We start from the raw sequence: 19811 nt of genomic DNA on the forward strand, positions 1-19811 counted from the left end.
ACCGGGGCCGGACGCGGCCTTGCCCGGATGGCCCAAGCCTGACAGAACGGTCGGCGCCGTGACCTCCCCTCATCCTGCCAGACCCGTTCCCCAGCGCGCAGGCACTTCGCGCGACGAGCGGGTCCGTGCGGTGCTCGGCCCGACCAATACCGGCAAGACCCATCTGGCGATCGAGCGGATGTGCGGCCATTCGTCGGGGCTGATGGGCTTTCCGCTGCGATTGCTGGCGCGCGAGGTGTATGACCGTGTACGCGCTATCAAGGGGGACAATCAGGTCGCCCTGATCACCGGCGAGGAGCGGATCGAGCCGCCGCAAGCGCGCTATTTCCTCTGCACCGCCGAAGCCATGCCGCGGAGCATGGGCGAACACGCCTTCGTCGCGCTGGACGAGGCGCAGCTCGGCGCGGACCCCGAACGCGGCCATATCTTTACCGACCGGCTGCTGCATGCGCGCGGGCGGGAAGAAACCATGATCCTCGGCTCGGCGACGCTGGAACCGATGGTCAAGGCGCTGATCCCCAAGGCAGAGATCACCGGCCGCCCGCGTTTTTCGACTCTCCGCCATGCAGGGGTGTGCAAATTGTCGCGCCTGCCCAAGCGTTCCGCGATCGTCGCCTTCTCGGTGGAACAAGTCTACGCCATGGCCGAGGCGCTGCGGCGTTTCCGGGGCGGGGCGGCGGTGGTGATGGGCGCGCTATCGCCTGAGACCCGCAACAAGCAGGTGGAATTGTTCCAGTCGGGCGAGGTCGATTACATCGTCGCCACCGATGCTATCGGGATGGGGCTGAACCTCGATCTGGATCATGTCGCCTTTGCAGCGCTTTCCAAATATGACGGGCGGCGCAAGCGGCGGCTCACCCCGTCGGAAATGGCGCAGATTGCCGGGCGTGCGGGACGACACCAGCGCGACGGCACCTTCGGCACGCTGTCGGGCACCGGAAAGGGCGACGGGGAACCGCTCGCCTTCACCGACGAGGAAGTTTACGCGATCGAGGAACACAGGTTCGCGCCGCTTACCCACCTGTTCTGGCGCGAGGCCGAACCGCGCTTCGACAATCTCGACACACTGATTGCCGATCTCGAAACGCGGCCGGGGGAACCTGTACTGCGCGCCGCACCCGAAGCGATCGATCTCGCCGTGCTCAAGCGGCTCGCCGGAGAGCGTATTGCCGACTCCGTCAAGGGCGCGGGCGCGGTGCGGCGTTTCTGGGAAGCCTGCTCGCTCCCCGATTTCCGCAATCTCGGAGTCGAGCCCCATGCCCGCTTCGTCGCACGCTTGTGGGAAGACCTGGCACAAGGCTATCTCGGCGCCGATTTCGTCGCTGCGCGCATTGCCGAGCTTGACCGGATGCAGGGCGACATCGACACGCTGCAGGGGCGCATCGCTGCGATTCGCAGCTGGGCTTACATTTGCCAGCGGCCTGACTGGGTGCTGGCGCGGGACGAAATGGCCGCACGCGCACGCGCGGTCGAGGCGAAGCTCTCGGATGCGTTGCATGCGCGACTGACCGAGCGCTTCGTCAACCGGAGGACGACACTCTTGATGAAATCGCTGGGCCAGGACGCGGGCGCGCTGCCCGTCACGCTCGAACCTGACGGCCATCTGACGGTCGAGGGCGAAAGCATCGGGCGGCTCGAAGGCTTCCGTTTCCATGTTGATCCTGACGCAGGCGTGGCCGATCGCCGGATGCTGCTGGCGGCAGGCGAGAAAGCGCTGCCCGCGCTGCTGGCCGAACGGGCCGACTGGCTGCTGTCGCGGGGCTTTGCAGAGCTGGAGATTTCCGGCGGCGCGATCCGCTGGCAGAACCGCACCCTGGCGGACATTGCCTTTCCGGGCCAACCGGGCGCGGGCAATTTCGGGACGCCGAGGCTGACCCTTTCCCGCGACCTCGCGCTGTTGCCCGAAGGTGCGCGGACGAAGCTCGAGGCCAAGCTTGCGGCGTGGCTGGAACAGCAGCTCGAACCGCTCGAACCCTTGCGCAAGCTGGCCGAGGCTGCCCGCGATCCCGAGGCCGGGCCGGAGGCACGCGCGGTCGTCATCGCGCTGATCGAGGCGCGCGGCGTGGTGGGACGCGAGGAAGCGCGGCTCGAACACCTGCCCAAGGAGATGCGGCCTTACCTGCGCAAGCTGGGCGTCACTTTCGGTACACTCGACATCTTCGCTGCACCGATTTTGAAGCCCGCGCCGCGCCGGTTGCTGCACGCGCTCGGGCTTGATCCGCGCAGCCTTCAGGAGGCGATGCTGCCGGTGCTGGCCGAGGGCAGCTGGCCGAAGGGCCGCCTGCCGGCCGGTTACCGGTTGGCCGGGACGCAAGCCATCCGGGTCGATCTGGCCGAAAAGATCCTGCGCGCCGCCTTTGAAGCTCGCGGAAAGGTGGCGGCCGCTCGCCCGAAGGACCGCAACATCCGCTTCGCGCTGGATCTGGCGCTGGCAGTCTCGATCGGATTGCAGGAGGACAATGCCCGCCGTCTGCTGGGCAGCGCGGGGTTCCGCTGCGATCGCGCCCGCGCTCTGCCCGAAGGCGCCCATGGTGCGCCCGCGCCCGACCGCTGGCACTGGCGCCCGCGCCGGCCCGACGAGGCGAGGCGGGAGCGGCATGATCGGCCGGCCAAGCACGCCGGCAAGGGCGAAGGCCGCGACCGGGCCGGACACAAGGGCCGGTCCGATAGCCGCCGGGCAGGGCCACGCCCCGCCCCCAAGCCCGATACCGGCCCGGCCCGCGCCGGCGGTGCATTCGACAAGCTGGCGGACCTGCTCAAGCGATGAGCGAAAGCGAGGGTGCAGGTTCGATCCGGATCGACCGGCTACTGGTCTATCTGCGCTTCGCCCGTACCCGTTCCGCCGCGCAGGCGCTGATCGATGCCCATGCCCTGCGGCGCAACCGCAAGCACGTGCTGCGCGGGTCCGAACAGGTCCGTATCGGCGATGTCCTGACGCTGGCCCAGGGAGAGCGCGTGCGGGTCATCGAGTTGCTGGCGCTGCCCGGCCGCCGTCTTTCGCCCGCGCTTGCGCTTTCGCATTATCGTGAGGTTGACGCTGGCAATCTTGACCCTAAAGGGCAAAAGTCCCTAGCAGCGTCGCCTCTCATGGCTGCCAGCCAGCCGCCCGACGTTCCCGAAGACCTCGTGTGAAAGAGCCGCAATGACCTACGTCGTCACCGAAGATTGTATCAAGTGCAAGTACACCGATTGCGTGGAAGTGTGCCCGGTCGACTGCTTCTACGAAGGCGAGAACATGCTGGTGATCAACCCCAGCGAATGCATCGATTGCGGCGTGTGCGAGCCGGAATGTCCCGCCGAGGCGATTCTGCCCGATACCGAGGACGGGCTGGAAAAGTGGCTCGAGCTGAACACCAAGTATTCGGCCCAGTGGCCCAACATCACGAGCCAGAAGTCCCCGCCCGACGATGCCGACGAGCACAAGGGCGAGACCAACAAGTTCGAGAAGTATTTCAGCCCCGAGCCGGGCGAGGGCGACTGACACGCCAAGCGAGGTTGCCAATCTGCAAAGGCTTGTGAACCTTCGCAATCCCTGACTCGCAATTTTGTTGCGGGTGTGCTATATAATCTATGAACCGCGCGGGCCAAGGCAGATGGCTGGGGCTCGCGCAGGCGTTGAAACCAGGAAGGCTACACACCAGCAACCCCCGCAGGTCAGTCCGCTCCCGGCGCTTTCCCTCTTTCGAGGGCGGGTCGCGCCGCCGGGATCATGGCCCCTCTCTCCCGTTGCCGGAACGGCCCACAGAAAGGAACTTGCATGGCAAGCACCGCGAACGCATTCACCGTCGGCGATTATGTTGTCTACCCCAAGCACGGCGTGGGGCGGGTTATCGAACTGCAGAGCGAGGAAATCGCCGGAATGCAGCTCGAACTTTATGTCCTGCGTTTCGAAAAGGAGCGCATGACCCTGCGGGTGCCGGTCAACAAGGTCGAATCGATCGGGATGCGCAAGCTGTCTTCCGACAAGACCCTCAAGCAGGCGATGGAAACCCTTAAGGGCAAGCCCAAAGTGAAGCGCACGATGTGGTCGCGCCGCGCGCAGGAATATGAAGCGAAGATCAATTCGGGCGACCTCGTGTCGATCGCCGAAGTGACTCGCGATCTGTTCCGCCCGGAAGACCAGCCGGAGCAGTCCTATTCGGAACGCCAGATCTTCGAAGCGGCTTCCAGTCGCCTCGCCCGCGAACTCGCGGCGATGGAGGAAACGGACGAGCCCACCGCGCTCGGCAAGATCCTCGACGTGCTGCGCGAACACGCACCGCAATATTACGACAGCGCCGAAGAAGCCTGAGGCTTAGCCGCAGCGCGCAAAACAAAGGGGCCGTCCTTCGGGGCGGCCCTTTTCATTTGTCCGGCTTGCACCTCCCGGATTAGTGTATTATATCGGCAATACGCCAAGGAGAGAAAAGCATGATGCACCGCCTGTTCAAACACATGGCCCCGCTCGCCGTGCTCGCGCTCGGCACAGCGCTGTCGGGCTGCGATGGCGCAGACATCGAGATCAACGGACAGAAAGGTGTCCCGCTCGCCGAACTGGACATGAGCGGCCCCGCGCCCACCGAGCTGGTGTTGTCCTCGGGCGACGAGGTGATCCTGACCGAAGGACAGACCTTCGATCTGACGGTCGAGGGCGAAGGCACCGATAGCTTGCGCTTCGTTCGCGACGACAAGCTGATCGGCATCACCCGCAAGGACGGCTGGAACGGCGAAGGCAAGGCCACGATCCGCATCACCATGCCCCCGCCGGAAGAACTGGTGATCGCCGGCAGCGGCAGCGTGAAGGCGCAGTCGCTGGCCAGCACCTCCTCGATCAATATCGGCGGATCGGGTTCGGTCGATTTCGCCAGCGTCGCGGCTAAGACCTTCGAGGTCAACATCGGCGGCAGCGGCAAGATCAAGGGCGCCGGCACAGCCGAACGGCTCGAGATCAATATCGGCGGATCGGGCGATGTCGATCTGGCCGCGCTCAAGGCCGACAGGGCGGAGGTCGCGATCGGCGGATCGGGTGATGTCGCGTTTGCATCGGATGGAACGGTTGAAGCCAGTATCGCCGGCGCGGGTGATGTGAAGGTGACCGGCAATGCCAAGTGCACCGTCAATGCCTTCGGGTCCGGCACACTGACCTGCAATCCGGCGGCAGACAGCCCCGCACCGGCTCTGACAGCGGAAGAACCCGCAGAATAATATTTGATTTTCGGCAAGGAGCGCGCGACACCTTCGCATCATGCGCGCTCCTGCCCTTCTGGCCCTCGGCCTCGCCTCGCTCGCCCTGCAGGGCTGCCTTGCCCGTGCGGCGGTGGATGTCGTCACCCTGCCGGTCAAGGCGGTCAGCGCCGGGGTCGATGCGGCGACCACCAGCCAGTCCGAAGCCGACGAAAAGCGCGGGCGCGAAATCCGCAAGCGCGAGGAACGGCTGGGCGCGCTCAACCGGGAGCTCGAAAAGCAGGCCGAGCGCTGCGCCGATGGCAATGATCGGGCCTGCGAGAAGACCCGCTCAATCGCAGCGGAGATCGAGTCCCTCCTGCCCGAGTTACGAATAAAGCCGGACGCTTACTAAGCCGCCGGTGCCGCCGCGCGCCGCAGCCGGTCATTGATGGCGCGGCCCACGCCATCGTCCGGCACCGGGGCCACCGCAATGCGCGGCTGCGGGGCGCGCGCTGCCTCGTGCAGACAGGCATAAAGCCGGGCTGCCGCTTCGCTGACGTCGGCGCTGGCCGACAGCGTGACGTCACCTTTCACCGCGCCGAACCCGATAAGGAATTCGTCCGGCGCAGCCTCACTCGCCTCCAGCCGCACCGGCTTGCCCGGCGCATAGTGGCTGGCAAGCTGGCCCGGAGCCTCGATGCGCGCCGCGATGCCCTTTCCTTCGCCGTGCACTCCGATTGAGAGCGGCCCGGGGCGCAGTTCCTCCACGCTCCCATCATAGCGCACCGCGACAATCGTCGATTCCACGCCTGCCGTGGTCGGCCCGCCGTCGAGCACGAGATCAATCCGGCCGTCGAGCGAGGCGAGCACGTGCTTCGCTGTGGTCGGGCTGATAAAGCCGCTACGGTTGGCCGAGGGCGCGGCGAGCGGGAAGTCCACGGCTTCCAGCAGCGCGCGCATCGCCGGATGGGCTGGCGCGCGCAGGGCCACCGTCGGCAGTCCTGCCGTCACGGCTTCGGCCAGCCCGGCCTCCGCCCGGCGCGGCAGCACGAGCGTCAGCGGGCCGGGCCAGTGCGCTTGCGCCAGGGCCAGCGCGGCGGGCGAAAACGCGGCATAGCGCGCCGCCTGCTCCACATCGCGCACATGGACGATCAGCGGATTGAAATCGGGGCGGCCCTTGGCGGCGTAGATCCGCGCCACCACCTCAGGCGAATCGGCCCTTGCGGCGAGGCCATAGACCGTCTCGGTCGGCACCGCGACCAGCCCGCCCGATTCGAGGATGCGCGCCGCCTTGGCGATCCCCTCAGGCCCTGCCAGCACCACTTCCGTAACGTTCTTGCCGCTCATGGTCCTCGCGCTATAGACTGGCGCACGGCCTGCCAAGTGCGGCCGTCTCTCACCCCGTTTCCGACCACCCGAAGGACGCCCCGCAAGTGACCCCCTTTACCCCGCCTACCGCCGACCAGCTGCTCGCCATCCGCGTCAATGCCGGGATCGACGAACTGGCGCAAAGCGAACGCTTCGCCCATGCCGAGCCCGATCTGGTCGAAGCGATCGTAGAAGGTGTGGGCCAGTTTGCGGCCGGCGAATTCGCGCCGCTCAACCGCAAGGGCGATCTGGAGGGCGCGAAACTCGAGAACGGCGTCGTGCGCCTGCCCGAAGGGTTCGAGGCTGCTTACAAGGCCTATGTCGAGCAGGGCTGGAACGCGATTGCCTCTCCGGTGGCGCATGGCGGACAGGGCCTGCCCTTCACGCTGGCCTGCAACGTGCTCGAAAACCTTGGCGCGGCCAACATGGCCTTCACGCTGTTACCGATGCTGAGCGTCGGGGCGATCGAGGCACTGGAACATCACGGGTCGAAGGACCAGCAGGCGAAATATCTCCCCAACCTCGTAAGCGGGAAGTGGTCGGGAACGATGAACCTGACGGAGCCTGCCGCCGGAAGCGATGTCGGCGCGCTGCGTTCGACGGCCGAGCCGATCACCGAGGGGCCGAATGCAGGCAAGTATCTGATTGCCGGACAGAAAATATACATCACCTGGGGTGAACACGATCTCGCGGAGAACATCATCCACCTCGTTCTCGCCCGCCTGCCGGGCGCGCCCGAAGGATCGCGGGGAATCTCGCTGTTCGTGGTGCCCAAGTATCACGTGAATGACGACGGCTCGCTCGGCCCGAAGAACGACCTCAGGTGCGTCAGCCTCGAACACAAGCTCGGCATCAATGCCTCGCCCACCTGCGTCATGTCCTACGGCGATAATGGCGAATGCATCGGCGAACTGGTCGGCCAGCCGAACAAGGGCCTCGCAGCGATGTTCACGATGATGAATAATGCGCGCATCAATGTCGGCAACCAGGGCGTGCAGATCGGCGAGCGGGCCACCCAGCAGGCGCTCGCCTATGCCCGCGACCGGGTCCAGTCGGCCCGCGCGGGTTCGCCCGACAAGACTCCTGTGGCGATCATCGAGCACCCCGACGTGCGCCGCATGATCCTGCGGATGAAGGCGTTGACCGAAGGCAGCCGCGCGTTGCTCTATTACTGCGCCGGCCAGGTCGATCGCGGCAATCTGGGCGACGAAGCTGCCCGCGCGCGCGGCGAGATCATCGTCCCGCTGATCAAGGCGTGGGGCACCGATATCGGCGTGGAAGTTGCCGGCCTCGGCATCCAGATCCACGGCGGCATGGGCTTTGTCGAGGAAACCGGCGCAGCGCAGCATTGGCGCGATTCGCGCATCGCCCCGATCTACGAAGGCACCAACGGGATTCAGGCCGCCGACCTCGTCACCCGCAAGCTCGGGCTCGAGGGCGGCGAGGCGATGGTGACGCTGTTCGAAACCATTGCGCGGGACACTGCGGAGGAATTCGCGCTCTCCGCGCTCGCGCGCGACTGCGCCAACGTCGCCTGCTGGATGCGTGACGATGCGAGCCTCGACGATCGCCTCGCAGGCAGCGTGCCGTTCTGCACCATGGCCGCGGTCACTGTCGCCGGCTGGCAACTGATGAAGCAGGCCGAGGCGGTCGCGGCAGGCGCAGCGCCGGAACTCGCAGGCACCAAGCCGGTGACGGTGCGTTTCTTCCTCGACCGGATCGTGCCTGAAGCGGCCGGCCTGAAGGCAGGTGCGGTTGCCGGGGCCGATCTGCTTTACACTCTCCCCGCCGAGGCGCTGGTCGGCTGAGATGGACAAGGAGGGCGAACTGGCACGGATCGCCGCCGCTCTCGAGCGGCTCGCGCCGCCGCCCCCGCCGCCGACCGACTGGCTGGCCCATCCAGCCTATGTCTGGGAAAGCGATCGCGCCCGCGCCGTGCCGGTACTTGATGCGCTGCCCCTGTCGGGCCTGCACGGAATCGACGCCCAGAAAGTCGCGCTGCGCAACTTGTGCGCGCGCCTTGCTTCGGGTGCCGCTGCGCATGACGCGCTGCTTTGGGGGGCGCGCGGCATGGGCAAATCGGCGCTGGTGCGCGCCTGCGTGGCGGACATCCAGGCCGAAACGAACGCTCTCGCGCTCGTCCAGCTCGCCCCCGGCACCCTGCCTTCCTTCCCCGCGCTGATCGCCGAACTGGCGAGCCAGCGCCGCGCCTTCCTGCTGTTCATCGACGATCTGGGCTTCGGGGAGGACGGCCGCGCGGAGATGCTCGCCTTGCGCAGCCTGCTCGACGGGGGCATTGATCCGCGCCCGGCGCATATCCGCATTGCCGTGACCGCCAACCGCCGCTCCATCGTTGAGCGCGAGGATACCTCTGCCGCGATCCACGAACGCGACGAGCGTGACGATGCATTGGCGCTGGCCGACCGCTTCGGGCTGACGCTGGGCTTTCACCCGGCGGACAGGGACACCTATCTCGCGATTCTCGAGAGCTACACCGCGCCGCTCGGCCTTGCCTTTGATTCCGAAGAGGCGCTGGCCTTCGCAATCCAGCGTGGCAACAGGTCTGGCCGCACCGCGCTGCAATTCGCGACGGAGCTTGCGGGACGCGCGGGACTGGCGCTCTAGTTCGCCTTCTGCCCCGCTTGCTGGCGCAGGTAATCTTCCTCAAACACCGCGCGCGGATCGCGCAGCTCGCGTTGCGGGGGAAGCCGTTCGCTGGTCAGGCGCGCAATGCCCGGCGCAGGCGAGGCCGATGGCGAGCGCACCCGCCAGATAATCCCGGCCGTATCGTCAGACACCAGCAGCGCACCGTCGTCAGCCCATTCGACCCAGGTCGGACGCCCGCGGGTGGTACCGTTGTCCTGCAGGAATCCGGTCAGCACCGGTTTCGGTTTGCCCACCGGATTGCCGCGCGCATCGAACTCGACGAAAACCACGTCATATCCCGAGGGCGGCTTGCGGTTCCACGAACCATGGCGGGCAATGAAGGCTCCGCTGGCGAAATCCTTGCCCATGACGTTGCCTTCCTTGCTGAACACCAGCCCCAGCGCCGCCACATGCGGGCCAAGCGCAAATTCGGGGTTGCGGACATATTCCATGAGGAAGCGCGGCATGGGTGCCTCGACCCGGCGATCGATGTTGGTCTTGTAGTAGACCCAGGGCCAGCCGTATTGCGCGCCGACGGGAACGTTGGTCAGGTAGTCCGGCACGAGGTCGGAGCCGAGCATGTCGCGTTCGTTCACCGTGGTCCACAGCTCGCCGGTCCAGGGGCTGAAGTCCATGCCGTTGGGATTGCGCAGGCCGACGGCGAACTGGCGCTGACGATCGGTTTCGAGGTTATACTCCCAGATCATTGCCCGGCCCTCTTCGACCTCCATCCCGGATTCGCCGATATTGCTGACCGATCCGACAGCGACGAACAGGCTCTTACCGTCCGGGGAAAGCTCCATGTTGCGCATCCAGTGGCCGCCGCCGCCCGGCAGGTCCATCAGCTTGCGCGGGCTGCCCGTGACCTTGTCGCTGCCGAGGGTGTAGGGAAAGGCCAGCACGGCATTGTGGTTGGCAACATAAAGCGTGTCATCCTGCCAGCTCATGCCGGAGGGCGATTCGAGCCCCTCCTCGAGAATCACGATCTGCTTTTCCGCACTGCCGTTGCCGTCCTCGTCGCGCAGCAACACGACCTGGTTCGCGGATTCGCCTGCCGATCCGGCTTTCTCGAACAGGGCGGCCGCAATCCAGCCGCGGATCGTGTCCATCAATCCGCCACCCTCGCCCGCACTTTTGGGCGCGCGGGTCAGCGTCACCAGCACATCGCCATTGGGCAGGGCATAGAGGACGCGCGGATGATCAAGCCCTTCGGCAAATCGCCCGACTTCAAGGCTCTGGGCCGGTAGCGGCGCTTCGCCTTCCGCCCAGCCCACCGGCTCGGCGATCTGGACAGTGGGGAAGCTCTGCGGATCTCCTTCCTGGAGCACCGGATCGGTGCCAGCGACTTCCTCGACCGAAAGATCGGCGGTGTCGCCGCGTGAAAGCCAGAACAGGCCGGCAGCACCAATCACAAGGATGATGCCGAGAGCGATTGCGATTTTGCGGAAGATTGCCATGTGGGGGGAGATAGAGCCGCCCAAGCCCGGCGGCAACTGCCAAGCAAGGGAAGGCCGAAAGCGCCATGTACGATTTCAAACCCGATCCGGCGTCCGATGCAGGCGAAATCCACCGCCAGCTTCTTGGCGCGGCCGATGCCCTCACTTCGGGCGAGCCGGACGCGATTGCCAACATGGCCAACGTCGCCGCGCTCTTGTGGGAATTGCTGCCCGATCTCAACTGGGCCGGGTTCTACCGCGTCGCGCCGGACAAGAACGGTGCGGGGCGCGAACTGGTGCTTGGGCCGTTCGTCGGCCGTCCGGCCTGCATCCGCATTCCCTTTGGCAAGGGCGTGTGCGGCACCGCAGCGGAAAGTCGCGCGGCGCAACTTGTGGAAGATGTCCATGCCTTCCCCGGGCATATCGCCTGCGACGCGGCCAGCCGGTCGGAACTGGTGGTGCCGGTATTGCGCAATGGCGAGGTGATTGCGGTCATCGACCTCGACAGCCCCTCGCCCGCCCGCTTCACGCCGGACGATGCGGAGGGCATTACCGCCCTGGCAGAGCTGCTTTCGACGCGGATCTGACAGATTCGGGCGCGCAAGCTTCCCGAAACGGGACAGCCTCCGCAGCACTGCTTGGGAGCCCGGGCGAGTCGATGATAAGCCCTTGGTAACCATCAGCCCGACCTGGCTGCCTCAGGGGGAATCACCATGCCCAAGCGTCTGCCCACTCTTCCTCTCGCCGCATTTGCTCTTGCCCTTCCGGCGCTGGCGCAGGCGCAGGATTACAGCGACCTCCCGCCGCTGGCCCCGCTCAGCGAAGCCGAGGTTCGCACCCTGCCACCGGAGTACCGTACCGCTCCGGCCGCTGCAGGGCAGGTCGTGCAGACGACCGAGACGGTCACCAATGTCGACGGTGTGGAGACCATCACCCGGACCCGCCGGATCGAACTGCCCGCCGAGCCGGCTCAGGGAGCTGTGCGCCAAACCTACGGCTACGCGCCGGCGATGGCCTATGCGCCGGCGCCCGTGGTGTTCGAACGCGACCAGTGGATCGAGGAATGCCGCCGCCGGACTGCCGGACGCAGCAAGAACGACACCGGCACGATCATCGGCGGCTTGCTCGGCGCGATCGCGGGTGGCTTTGCCGGCTACGAGATCGCCGGCGCGGGTGACCGCGTGCTCGGCACGGCGCTTGGCATAGGCGGCGGGAGTCTTCTCGGCGGGCTGATCGGCAGCCTGTTCAACGGCGACAAGAAGAAGAACCTGTATGATTGCGAGGCCGCACTCGACAGTTATCTGACCCAGTATGGCGCGCCGACGACACGCATCGCCAGTCGCACCATCCCTTATGCGCCCTATCCTTCAGCCCCGGCTTACACCTATGGATATGGCTATCCGGCAAGCTACGGCTATTCCTATGCTCCGCCGCCGCAAATGGTCATGGTGCCGGTGCGCAGCGAGATGCAGCAGCAAGTGGTGGTGCGCGAGACGGTGCGCGAGGAAAGCTACACCGTTCCCGGCGCCGCAAGGATGATCCCGGCGCCCTCGCCGAAGATGATCAAGCTGGAGCGCTAATACGCTCCCTTGAGCGCATGGAAGATACACGAAGCCCCGGAAGTCGGCACAGCGCGGACTTCCGGGGCTTTTTGCTATTCAGTCCAGCCAGTTGAGCAGGTCAGAACTCCCCGCCCGTGAGGCGCTGGCAGACCAGATCCAGCTGATCCAGCGTCGTATAGCGGATCGTGATCGTGCCCTTTCGGGGGTCGGCCTCGGGCTTGATCTTAACGCCAAGTCCCAGAAATTCCTCGAGGTGTTGTTGAACGGCAAGAATATCCGCATTCTCGGCAGATTCGGTGCGGGACCCTGGCGCCTTGCCCGCGCTCTTGCCCTTGGCAAGCTTGCGGCTGAGCACTTCGATATCGCGTACCGAGAGCCCCTCCTTGACCGCGATCTCAGCCAGCTCGGCAGCATCGGTCCGCCCCACCAGTGCACGGGCATGACCGACCGACAGCGCGCCCTGTTCCACCAGATCGAGCACCCGATCCGGCAAGGTCATCATCCGCATCATGTTGGCGACGTGGCTGCGCGATTTCTCGACCATCTTGGCGATGTCGACCTGGATCATCCCTTCCTGTTCTGACAGGCGGTGATAGGCGCGCGCTTCCTCGACCGGATTGAGATCCTCTCGCTGGAGGTTCTCGATCAGGGCCAGCGCCATCACCTCGCGCTCGGACAGGTCGCGTACCAGCGCCGGAATTTCGTGCAGGCGGGCCTTCTGCGCCGCCCGCCAGCGCCGCTCGCCCGCGACCAGCTGGAAGCCGCTGCCGTCGGGATGGGGGCGCACGATGATCGGCTGGATCACCCCGCGCGCCGCGATCGAGGCGGCAAGCTCGTTCAGCGCATCCTCGTCGAAATGCTTGCGCGGGTTGCCCGGAAGCGGCTTGATATTGGCGAGCGCGAGCATTCGCAGCATCGATCCGGCAGACGAAGGCGGGCCATCGATTGGTTCCTCGCGGCGCACCAGCGGCTCTTCACGACGGGTCTCGCCCAGTAGCGCCCCAAGCCCCTTGCCAAGGCGCCGTGGTTTATCCGCCGAAGTGCGTGAAGTGGACGAAATATCAGATGGTTGGGTGGTATTTTCGGTCATGCGGCCTGCCTTTCTGCAGGGAATCGTCCGATCAGCTCGCGCGCCAGGGCCATATAGGCGCGGCTGCCCGTGCAGTGCTGGTCATAGACCAGCGCGGGGAGCCCATGGCTCGGCGCCTCGGACAGGCGGACGTTGCGGGGAATCACCGTGTCGAACACCAGCTTGCCGAGGCAGTCGCGCACATCATCGGAAACCTGGTCGGTCAGACGGTTGCGACGGTCAAACATCGTCAGCGCGACGCCAATGATGCCGAGACGCGGATTGAAGCGCTGCTGGACCTGATCGACCGTCTGGAGCAGCTGCGAAAGCCCTTCGAGAGCGAAAAACTCGCATTGCAGCGGCACCAGCAACGTATCGGCAGCGCACAGCGCGTTGAGCGTCAGCAATCCGAGCGAAGGCGGGCAATCGATGAAGGCGATATCATGGCCCGTATGGTTCTCCAGCGCATGACGAAGGCGTGCGGTGCGTTCTTCAACCGAGACCAGTTCTACCTCGGCGCCGGAGAGATCGACTGTCGCCGGGACGATATCGAGCCGCGGGATGCTGGTGGGAACGACCGCGTCTTCCAGCGCAACCTCGTCAACCAGCAGGTCATAACTCGAAACCTCGCGCGCAGCGGAATGGACGCCCAGGCCGGTCGAGGCGTTCCCTTGCGGATCGAGGTCGATGAGCAGGGTACGCCAGCCCGTCGCCGCCATCGCCGTTGCAATGTTGATTGCAGTGGTCGTCTTGCCAACTCCACCCTTCTGGTTGGCGATCGCGATGGTCAGCATGATGCGTCCGTCCTTCCCGCGCGGGGGATTCCCGTTGAATCCGAAGCGCCTTTCGCGTGTCAGGCCTTCACAATGATTCCCGCGTCGGGATCGGTCAAGGAATGTTTCACGTGAAACATTGCCCGAATCGAAGGCTTCAAGCTCTCCAATTCCTGCGCCGCGGAACGTCCCTTGGGCAAGACGTAGGCGGTTTGCCTTGTGGAGAAGGGTGCGGACAAGCTGAGCAGCTTTGCCAGCGGAGCAAAGGCGCGTGCCGAAATGGCGCGGGCAGGGAACGGTTCGACGCGCTCGAGCCTTTGCCCCTCGACCCGGCATTTGCGCAAGCCGAGTGCGGCGATCGCGGATTCGAGGAATTCCACGCGCCTCGCGCGGGATTCAACCAGCACCACGGGCATATTGGGGCAAAGCGCCGCGATCACCAGCCCGGGAAAGCCCGGCCCACTGCCCAGATCAAGCCACGGCCCCTGCGCATTCGGTCCCAATGTTTCACGTGAAACATTTTCCAGAAGCTGGGCCGAATCCGCGATGTGGCGCTGCCAGATATGCGGTTCGGTTGCCTTGGCGATAAGATTCTGGCGCTGGTTTTCCGCGAGCACCAGCGCAGCGAATTGCTCGAGGCGGGCCATACCCTCGGCATCGGTCAGCCCGGCCACATAAGCGCGGGCGTCGTCCTCGGTGATAATCACGCCGCAATCCGGCGACGGGCATGGACCAGCAGCGCCGAGAGCGCCGCAGGCGTAACGCCGGGCACGCGTCCTGCGGCCGCCAGCGTCCCGGGCGCCGCCCTGGTCAGGCGCTCGACCATTTCATTCGACAGCCCGGGCACCTCGGCATACGGAAAATCGGCCGGCAGCGGCAGCGCCTCGCTCGCGCGAAGGTCACGCAGTTCGGCGTCCTGCCGCGCCAGATAGGGCGCATAGGCCGCATCCTCGGCCATTTCCTCGGCCAGAAGAGGGTCAAGGGTGGTCACTTCCTCAAGCCAGGGCGCGAGCGCAGCCGGAGTCACCCCGTCATGGCGAAGCCACTCGGACAGCGCCTTCTCTCCATGATCCCGGCGGACCGGCAGGCCGAGTTCGGCCAGTTCGCGCGCGTGAACCTTCGTGGAATGTTTCACGTGAAACATTTCCCGCACGTCTTCGCGGCGCTCCCACCATGCACGGCGCTGCGGACCGATGCACCCCGCCTCGATCCCGAGGCCGGTCAAGCGCGTGGCAGCATTGTTGGCGCGCAGCCGCAGCCGGTATTCGGCGCGCGCGGTAAGCATCCGGTAGGGCTCGGTCACCCCTTGGAGGGTGAGATCGTCAACCATCACCGCGATATAGGAATTGGCGCGGTCAAGCTGGGGAGCGGCCTTGCCGAGAACCGCAGCCGCGGCCTCCAACCCGGCCACCAGACCTTGCGCAGCGGCTTCTTCATATCCGGTCGTACCGTTGATCTGTCCGGCGCAATAGAGCCCCGGAATCGCGCGCAACTGGAGGTCGGGCGTCAGCGCGCGCGGATCGATGTGGTCATATTCAACCGCGTAGCCCGGCTGCACGATTGCCACCCTCTCGCAGCCGGGCATGGTGCGCACCACGGTCTCCTGCACATCGACGGGAAGCGAGGTGCTGATGCCGTTGGGATAGACGAGATGGGTGTCGAGCCCCTCGGGCTCAAGAAATACCTGATGCCCCTCACGGTCGCCAAAGCGGTGGATCTTGTCCTCGATCGACGGGCAATAGCGTGGCCCTGCTGCCGCAATCGCGCCGGAGAACAGCGGCGAGCGGTGGAGATTGGCGCGGATCGCGTCATGCCCGGCCTGCATCGTGCGGGTGATCGCGCAGAACACCTGCGGATTAACCCGGCGCGGCGTGAGTGGAGACATCGTCCACTCCTCGCCATCAGAAGGCTGTTCCTCCAACGCCGCCCAGTCAATCGTGCGTCCATCGAGGCGGGGAGGCGTTCCCGTCTTGAGCCGAGCCATGGGCAGATCGGCCGCGCGCAACTGCTGCGCAAGGCGCTTGGCCGCGTTCTCGCCGATGCGCCCGCCTTCGAAGCGTTCCTCGCCGCGATAGAGGATCCCGCCAAGAAAGGTCCCGGTGCACAGGATAACCCGCGGCGCATCAAGCACCGTCCCATCGGCCAACTCCAGCCCCGCAACCACCCCGCTCTTCAGCACCAGCGCAGCAGCCTCGCCCTGAACCAGCGTCAGGTTGGCCTGCGCACGCACCGTTCGCTGCACCGCCGCCTTGAACCGCACCCGGTCGGCCTGCACGCGCGGACCCCACACGGCACTGCCCTTGGAGCGGTTGAGCATCCGGTAATGGATCGCCCCCGCATCCGCTGCGCGCCCGATCACGCCGTCGAGCGCATCGACTTCACGCACCAGGTGGCCCTTGCCCAGCCCGCCAATGGCAGGATTGCAGCTCATCGCGCCGATGGCATCCAGGTCAAAACTCACCAACGCTGCACGCACACCCATCCGCGCCGCCGCGCAGGCGGCTTCGACCCCGGCGTGACCGCCGCCGATGACAAGGACATCGTAGTGGTGCATGGCCGCGCAAATAAGGTGCGCAAGGGGAATCGTCAAAGCGGATTTGGATACGCTGCGCGCTTCCAATGTTTCACGTGAAACATTTTGCCGCCAGCATCACTTGCCGATGCAGAACCGCCCGAACAGTGTGTCGAGCATGTCCTCGGTTGTCGCCCGCCCGATCAGGCGGTCGAAAGCAAGCCGGGCGCGGCGCAGCTCTTCGGCAATCAGAAGCGGGTCCGACAACCCCTGCGCCCCCTCCAGCGCCTCAGCCGCCTCCGACAGGCGCGCATGCTGGCGGGCATTGAGCGCCGCCTCTCCCGGCTTGGGCAGAGCATCGCGCGCCGCCTTGACCAAGCCTGACTTGAGTGCGCCCAGTCCCTCGCCCGAGGTTGCCGACAAGGTGAAGCTGGCCGATCGCTTGGGCACGAACCCATCGCGATCCGCCTGGGCGGCAATTTCCCAGGCACCCGGCGGTCCCCCGCCCTCCGGCCCGAGCCAAAGTACAAGATCGGCGCGGGCGAGCTGGCTCTTGGCGCGGTCAATTCCGATCGACTCGATCTCGTCGGCCAAGCCATCATCGCGCAGACCGGCTGTATCGACAAAGGTGAACGGCACGCCGCCAATCGCAACCGAGCGTTCGATGACATCGCGGGTCGTGCCGGCAATCGGCGAGGTGATGGCTGCTTCACTCTCGGTCAATGCATTGAAAAGAGTTGATTTCCCTGCATTGGGAGGCCCGGCGAGCACCACCCGGAAACCCTCACCGAGCCGTTCCGAGCGCGGGCGCGCCAGCCATTGGCGCAGATCCTGGGCCAGGGCGGCAATGTTCCACGTGAAACATTCCGGCAGGTCAGCAGAATCCTCCTCGTCAGAGAAGTCCAGCACCCCTTCGACCTCCGCCGAAAGACCCAAGACACGTTCACGCCAACCCTCGACCTGGCGCGACAAGGCCCCACCAGCATTGGCGAGCGCAGCGGCACGGGCAAGCTCGGTTTCGGCGGCGAGCAGATCGCCCAGCCCTTCGGCCTCGGCCAGGTCGATACGCCCATTGGCAAAGGCACGGCGCGTAAATTCTCCCGCCTCGGCCCGGCGCAGGCCGGGAATTGCGGCCAGCGCCCGCTCCACAGCCGCAACCACCGCGCGGCCCCCATGGCAATGGAACTCTGCCAGATCCTCTCCTGTGGCGCAGTCGGGGCCCGGAAACCACAACACTAGTGCAACGTCGAGCAGACCTCCGACACCGTCGCGCAAATGCGCCAACGAAGCCCGACGGGGCGGCGGCACCCTGCCCGCCAGATTCTCCAGAGCCATACGCGCTGCGGGGCCGGAGACACGGATTATACCGACCCCGGCAGGCGGCGCGCCGCTCGAAAGTGCGAAGATGGTCGGCCCGTCGCTCACCTGCTCAATCGGAAGACTTCGAACCCGATGCAGCCTTCATCCCGCCTTCGACAAAGCTCTGGAACAGCTTGAGCCCCACCTGTCCCATCGGCGCGAGCGCGGCGGCATATTGCTGGAGCTGGTCGGGGCTGGAAACGCCCTGCATCGCCTTGGCGATATTCTCGACATAGATATTATTGGCCGCACTGACATCCGGCAGGCCAAGAAAGCTGCGAGCCTCCTCTGGTGTGCAGTCAAACTCGATGGTGATCTTCATGGGGCGCTCCTCCTGCCTCCTCACCCATTTGGGCTTGGCAGGCCGCCAAGGCAAGAGATAGGGGTTGCGACAGAGACCCCCGCAAAAGCGAGAGAGAGACCATGAGCCTCAACCAAACCATTCCCACCCTAGAAGGCGATGCCAGCTTCGGTGCCTATGTCGCCGCGCCGGAAGGCACGCCGCGGGGTGCAATCATCGTCATACAAGAGATTTTCGGGGTAAACCCCGGTATCCGCCAGAAATGTGATAAGCTAGCCGCAGATGGCTACCTCGCGGTCGCACCGGATCTGTTCTGGCGGTTGGAACCGGGAGTGGAATTCGATCCCGATGTGGAAGCCGAGTTCCAGACCGCGCTCGAGATGATGGGGCGGTTCGATCAGGACGCAGGCATCCGCGATATCGAGGCGACCATCCACCACATCCGCCGCACGCTCGGCGTCGCCAAAGTCGGCTGCGTGGGCTACTGCCTTGGCGGGCGGCTCGCCTACATGACCGCAGCGCGCACCGATATCGATGCGAGTGTAGGCTATTACGGGGTCGGCATCGACGGCCTGCTGGGCGAAAAGCACGCCATCGCCAATCCGCTGATGCTGCATATTCCCACCGCGGACGGTTTCGTCCCGCCCGAAACGCAAAAGGCAATGCACGAGGGCTTGGACGATCACCCGCGCGTGACCCTGCACGATTACGAAGGGCTAGACCACGGGTTCGCCACCGAGCACGGCAAGCGCCGGATCGAGGATGCGGCAAACCTTGCCGACAGCCGCACCGCCGCCTTTTTCGCCGAGCATCTGGGATGAGCCGGACCAATCTTGCCCGATGGCATGCCTATATGGAGGGGGGCGGCGATCCTGCCCTCCTGTCAGACCTGCTGGCCGATGACGCAGTGTTCCACTCGCCGGTGGTCCACACGCCCCAGGCCGGCAAGGCAATCGTCATGGCCTATCTCGTGGCTGCCAGCCACGTGCTCGGAAACGACAAGTTCCACTATGTCCGCGAGCTGGTCGACGGGGACGAGATGATGCTCGAATTCGTGACCGAGATCGATGGGATCAGCATCAACGGGGTCGATATCATCCGCTTCAACGAAGATGGAAAGATTACCGATTTCAAGGTGATGGTCCGACCACTCAAGGCGATCAACAAGGTCTGGGAGATGATGGGCGCGCAGCTTGCGAAGGCGAAGAGCTAGCGACTAGTTCAGCACCGCGAAGTTGACGATCATCTTGCGCACTTCGGGGTCGAGCGCCTCTGGCAGGTCGCGTTCGAGCATCTCGCGGCGCGCCTCGATGCTTTCGGCGATCATCACCCGCTTCATCGCCCAGTCAGGGCAGGTGCGCACATCGATCCCGCGGCGATCGAGCACCGAGACACCCGAATGGCGCGGATCGGCGGTGATCTTTTCCATCAGGACCGCCACTTCGCCCTCCTCGCCTTCCAGCAACTGGAGGAAGTTGCGGCCGTTGAACAACAGCAGACCGGTGATGCCACGCGCCGGATTGTTCCGCGCGCTGGTGGCAAGGATCGCGTCGACTTCCTCGCGCGGCAAAGTCGGCGCGGTGCTGATATAGAGATACTGGCTAAGCACTTTTCCCGACCCGTCCACTGTCCGTTCTCGC

General features: G+C 65.5%; 21 protein-coding genes. 12 read left to right on the forward strand and 9 right to left on the reverse strand.

The annotated features are described in order from the left end of the window. Positions 1-178: 178 nt before the first annotated feature. The 6 genes from I603_RS09655 to I603_RS09680 all read left to right on the forward strand — a co-directional run bounded on the left by I603_RS09655 (position 179) and on the right by I603_RS09680 (position 5557). A complete protein-coding gene (locus I603_RS09655; RefSeq protein ID WP_232305352.1) occupies positions 179-2767 on the forward strand; it encodes a helicase-related protein in 2589 nt (862 codons plus the stop codon). Next, positions 2764-3132, forward strand: coding sequence for a S4 domain-containing protein (locus I603_RS09660; RefSeq protein ID WP_232305345.1), 369 nt, complete (start codon positions 2764-2766; stop codon positions 3130-3132). The genes I603_RS09655 and I603_RS09660 overlap by 4 nt, the downstream gene beginning before the upstream one ends. A gap of 10 nt (positions 3133-3142) precedes the next feature. Then, on the forward strand, positions 3143-3481 hold the full coding sequence (gene fdxA, locus I603_RS09665; RefSeq protein ID WP_068864493.1) for a ferredoxin FdxA: 339 nt from the start codon (positions 3143-3145) through the stop codon (positions 3479-3481). Between the two features lie 276 nt (positions 3482-3757). Then, positions 3758-4291: a CarD family transcriptional regulator gene (locus I603_RS09670; protein WP_068864495.1), complete on the forward strand. Its 534-nt coding sequence runs from the start codon at positions 3758-3760 to the stop codon at positions 4289-4291. A 119-nt stretch (positions 4292-4410) separates the two neighbouring features. Next, a complete protein-coding gene (locus I603_RS09675; protein ID WP_084440026.1) occupies positions 4411-5184 on the forward strand; it encodes a head GIN domain-containing protein in 774 nt (257 codons plus the stop codon). Between the two features lie 40 nt (positions 5185-5224). Further along, positions 5225-5557 (forward strand): hypothetical protein, encoded by a 333-nt coding sequence (locus I603_RS09680; protein ID WP_068864497.1) that lies wholly within the window; start codon positions 5225-5227, stop codon positions 5555-5557. Here I603_RS09680 and I603_RS09685 read toward each other — a convergent pair. Next, entirely contained in the window at positions 5554-6492 is a 939-nt protein-coding gene (locus I603_RS09685; RefSeq protein WP_068864500.1) for an L-threonylcarbamoyladenylate synthase, read from the reverse strand. The genes I603_RS09680 and I603_RS09685 overlap by 4 nt on opposite strands. An 86-nt stretch (positions 6493-6578) precedes the next feature. Between I603_RS09685 and I603_RS09690 the strand changes: the two genes are divergently transcribed. Then, a complete protein-coding gene (locus I603_RS09690; protein WP_068864501.1) occupies positions 6579-8321 on the forward strand; it encodes an acyl-CoA dehydrogenase in 1743 nt (580 codons plus the stop codon). Between the two features lies 1 nt (position 8322). Next, positions 8323-9138 (forward strand): DUF815 domain-containing protein, encoded by an 816-nt coding sequence (locus tag I603_RS09695; protein WP_068864503.1) that lies wholly within the window; start codon positions 8323-8325, stop codon positions 9136-9138. Here the strand turns inward: I603_RS09695 and I603_RS09700 are convergent. Next, entirely contained in the window at positions 9135-10616 is a 1482-nt protein-coding gene (locus I603_RS09700) for a PQQ-dependent sugar dehydrogenase (protein WP_068864505.1), read from the reverse strand. The two genes, I603_RS09695 and I603_RS09700, sit on opposite strands and share 4 nt — an antisense overlap. 65 nt (positions 10617-10681) lie before the next feature. Between I603_RS09700 and I603_RS09705 the strand changes: the two genes are divergently transcribed. Together I603_RS09705 and I603_RS09710 are read left to right on the forward strand one after the other, a co-directional pair. After that, entirely contained in the window at positions 10682-11182 is a 501-nt protein-coding gene (locus tag I603_RS09705; protein ID WP_068864507.1) for a GAF domain-containing protein, read from the forward strand. A 126-nt stretch (positions 11183-11308) separates the two neighbouring features. Beyond that, entirely contained in the window at positions 11309-12175 is an 867-nt protein-coding gene (locus tag I603_RS09710) for a hypothetical protein (RefSeq protein ID WP_068864509.1), read from the forward strand. A gap of 100 nt (positions 12176-12275) precedes the next feature. Here I603_RS09710 and I603_RS09715 read toward each other — a convergent pair whose 3' ends face one another. The 6 genes from I603_RS09715 to I603_RS09740 all read right to left on the reverse strand — a co-directional run bounded on the left by I603_RS09715 (position 12276) and on the right by I603_RS09740 (position 18192). After that, positions 12276-13247: a ParB/RepB/Spo0J family partition protein gene (locus I603_RS09715; RefSeq protein WP_068864511.1), complete on the reverse strand. Its 972-nt coding sequence runs from the start codon at positions 13245-13247 to the stop codon at positions 12276-12278. Further along, a complete protein-coding gene (locus tag I603_RS09720; protein ID WP_068864514.1) occupies positions 13244-14020 on the reverse strand; it encodes a ParA family protein in 777 nt (258 codons plus the stop codon). The genes I603_RS09715 and I603_RS09720 overlap by 4 nt, the downstream gene beginning before the upstream one ends. A 59-nt stretch (positions 14021-14079) precedes the next feature. Then, positions 14080-14706 (reverse strand): 16S rRNA (guanine(527)-N(7))-methyltransferase RsmG, encoded by a 627-nt coding sequence (gene rsmG, locus I603_RS09725; protein WP_068864515.1) that lies wholly within the window; start codon positions 14704-14706, stop codon positions 14080-14082. Then, the gene (mnmG, locus tag I603_RS09730) at positions 14703-16553 is read right to left on the reverse strand and encodes a tRNA uridine-5-carboxymethylaminomethyl(34) synthesis enzyme MnmG (protein WP_068864517.1); all 1851 of its coding nucleotides are present in this window, start codon (positions 16551-16553) and stop codon (positions 14703-14705) included. Before mnmG ends, rsmG begins: the two co-directional genes overlap by 4 nt. A 96-nt stretch (positions 16554-16649) precedes the next feature. Then, on the reverse strand, positions 16650-17936 hold the full coding sequence (gene mnmE, locus I603_RS09735; protein WP_068864519.1) for a tRNA uridine-5-carboxymethylaminomethyl(34) synthesis GTPase MnmE: 1287 nt from the start codon (positions 17934-17936) through the stop codon (positions 16650-16652). Positions 17937-17940: 4 nt separating this feature from the next. Further along, the gene (locus I603_RS09740) at positions 17941-18192 is read right to left on the reverse strand and encodes a DUF6489 family protein (RefSeq protein WP_198157241.1); all 252 of its coding nucleotides are present in this window, start codon (positions 18190-18192) and stop codon (positions 17941-17943) included. 101 nt (positions 18193-18293) lie between these two features. Between I603_RS09740 and I603_RS09745 the strand changes: the two genes are divergently transcribed. After that, complete coding sequence (locus I603_RS09745; RefSeq protein WP_068864521.1) at positions 18294-18992, forward strand: dienelactone hydrolase family protein; 699 nt, start codon at positions 18294-18296, stop codon at positions 18990-18992. Further along, positions 18989-19384: a nuclear transport factor 2 family protein gene (locus tag I603_RS09750; protein ID WP_068864522.1), complete on the forward strand. Its 396-nt coding sequence runs from the start codon at positions 18989-18991 to the stop codon at positions 19382-19384. The genes I603_RS09745 and I603_RS09750 overlap by 4 nt, the downstream gene beginning before the upstream one ends. Positions 19385-19387: 3 nt before the next feature. Here the strand turns inward: I603_RS09750 and I603_RS09755 are convergent, their stop codons facing one another. After that, positions 19388-19798: a BLUF domain-containing protein gene (locus I603_RS09755; protein WP_158093637.1), complete on the reverse strand. Its 411-nt coding sequence runs from the start codon at positions 19796-19798 to the stop codon at positions 19388-19390. Positions 19799-19811 lie beyond the last annotated feature (13 nt).

It is taken from the genome of Erythrobacter dokdonensis DSW-74 (genome assembly GCF_001677335.1).
In the GTDB taxonomy this organism is placed as follows: domain Bacteria; phylum Pseudomonadota; class Alphaproteobacteria; order Sphingomonadales; family Sphingomonadaceae; genus Erythrobacter; species Erythrobacter dokdonensis.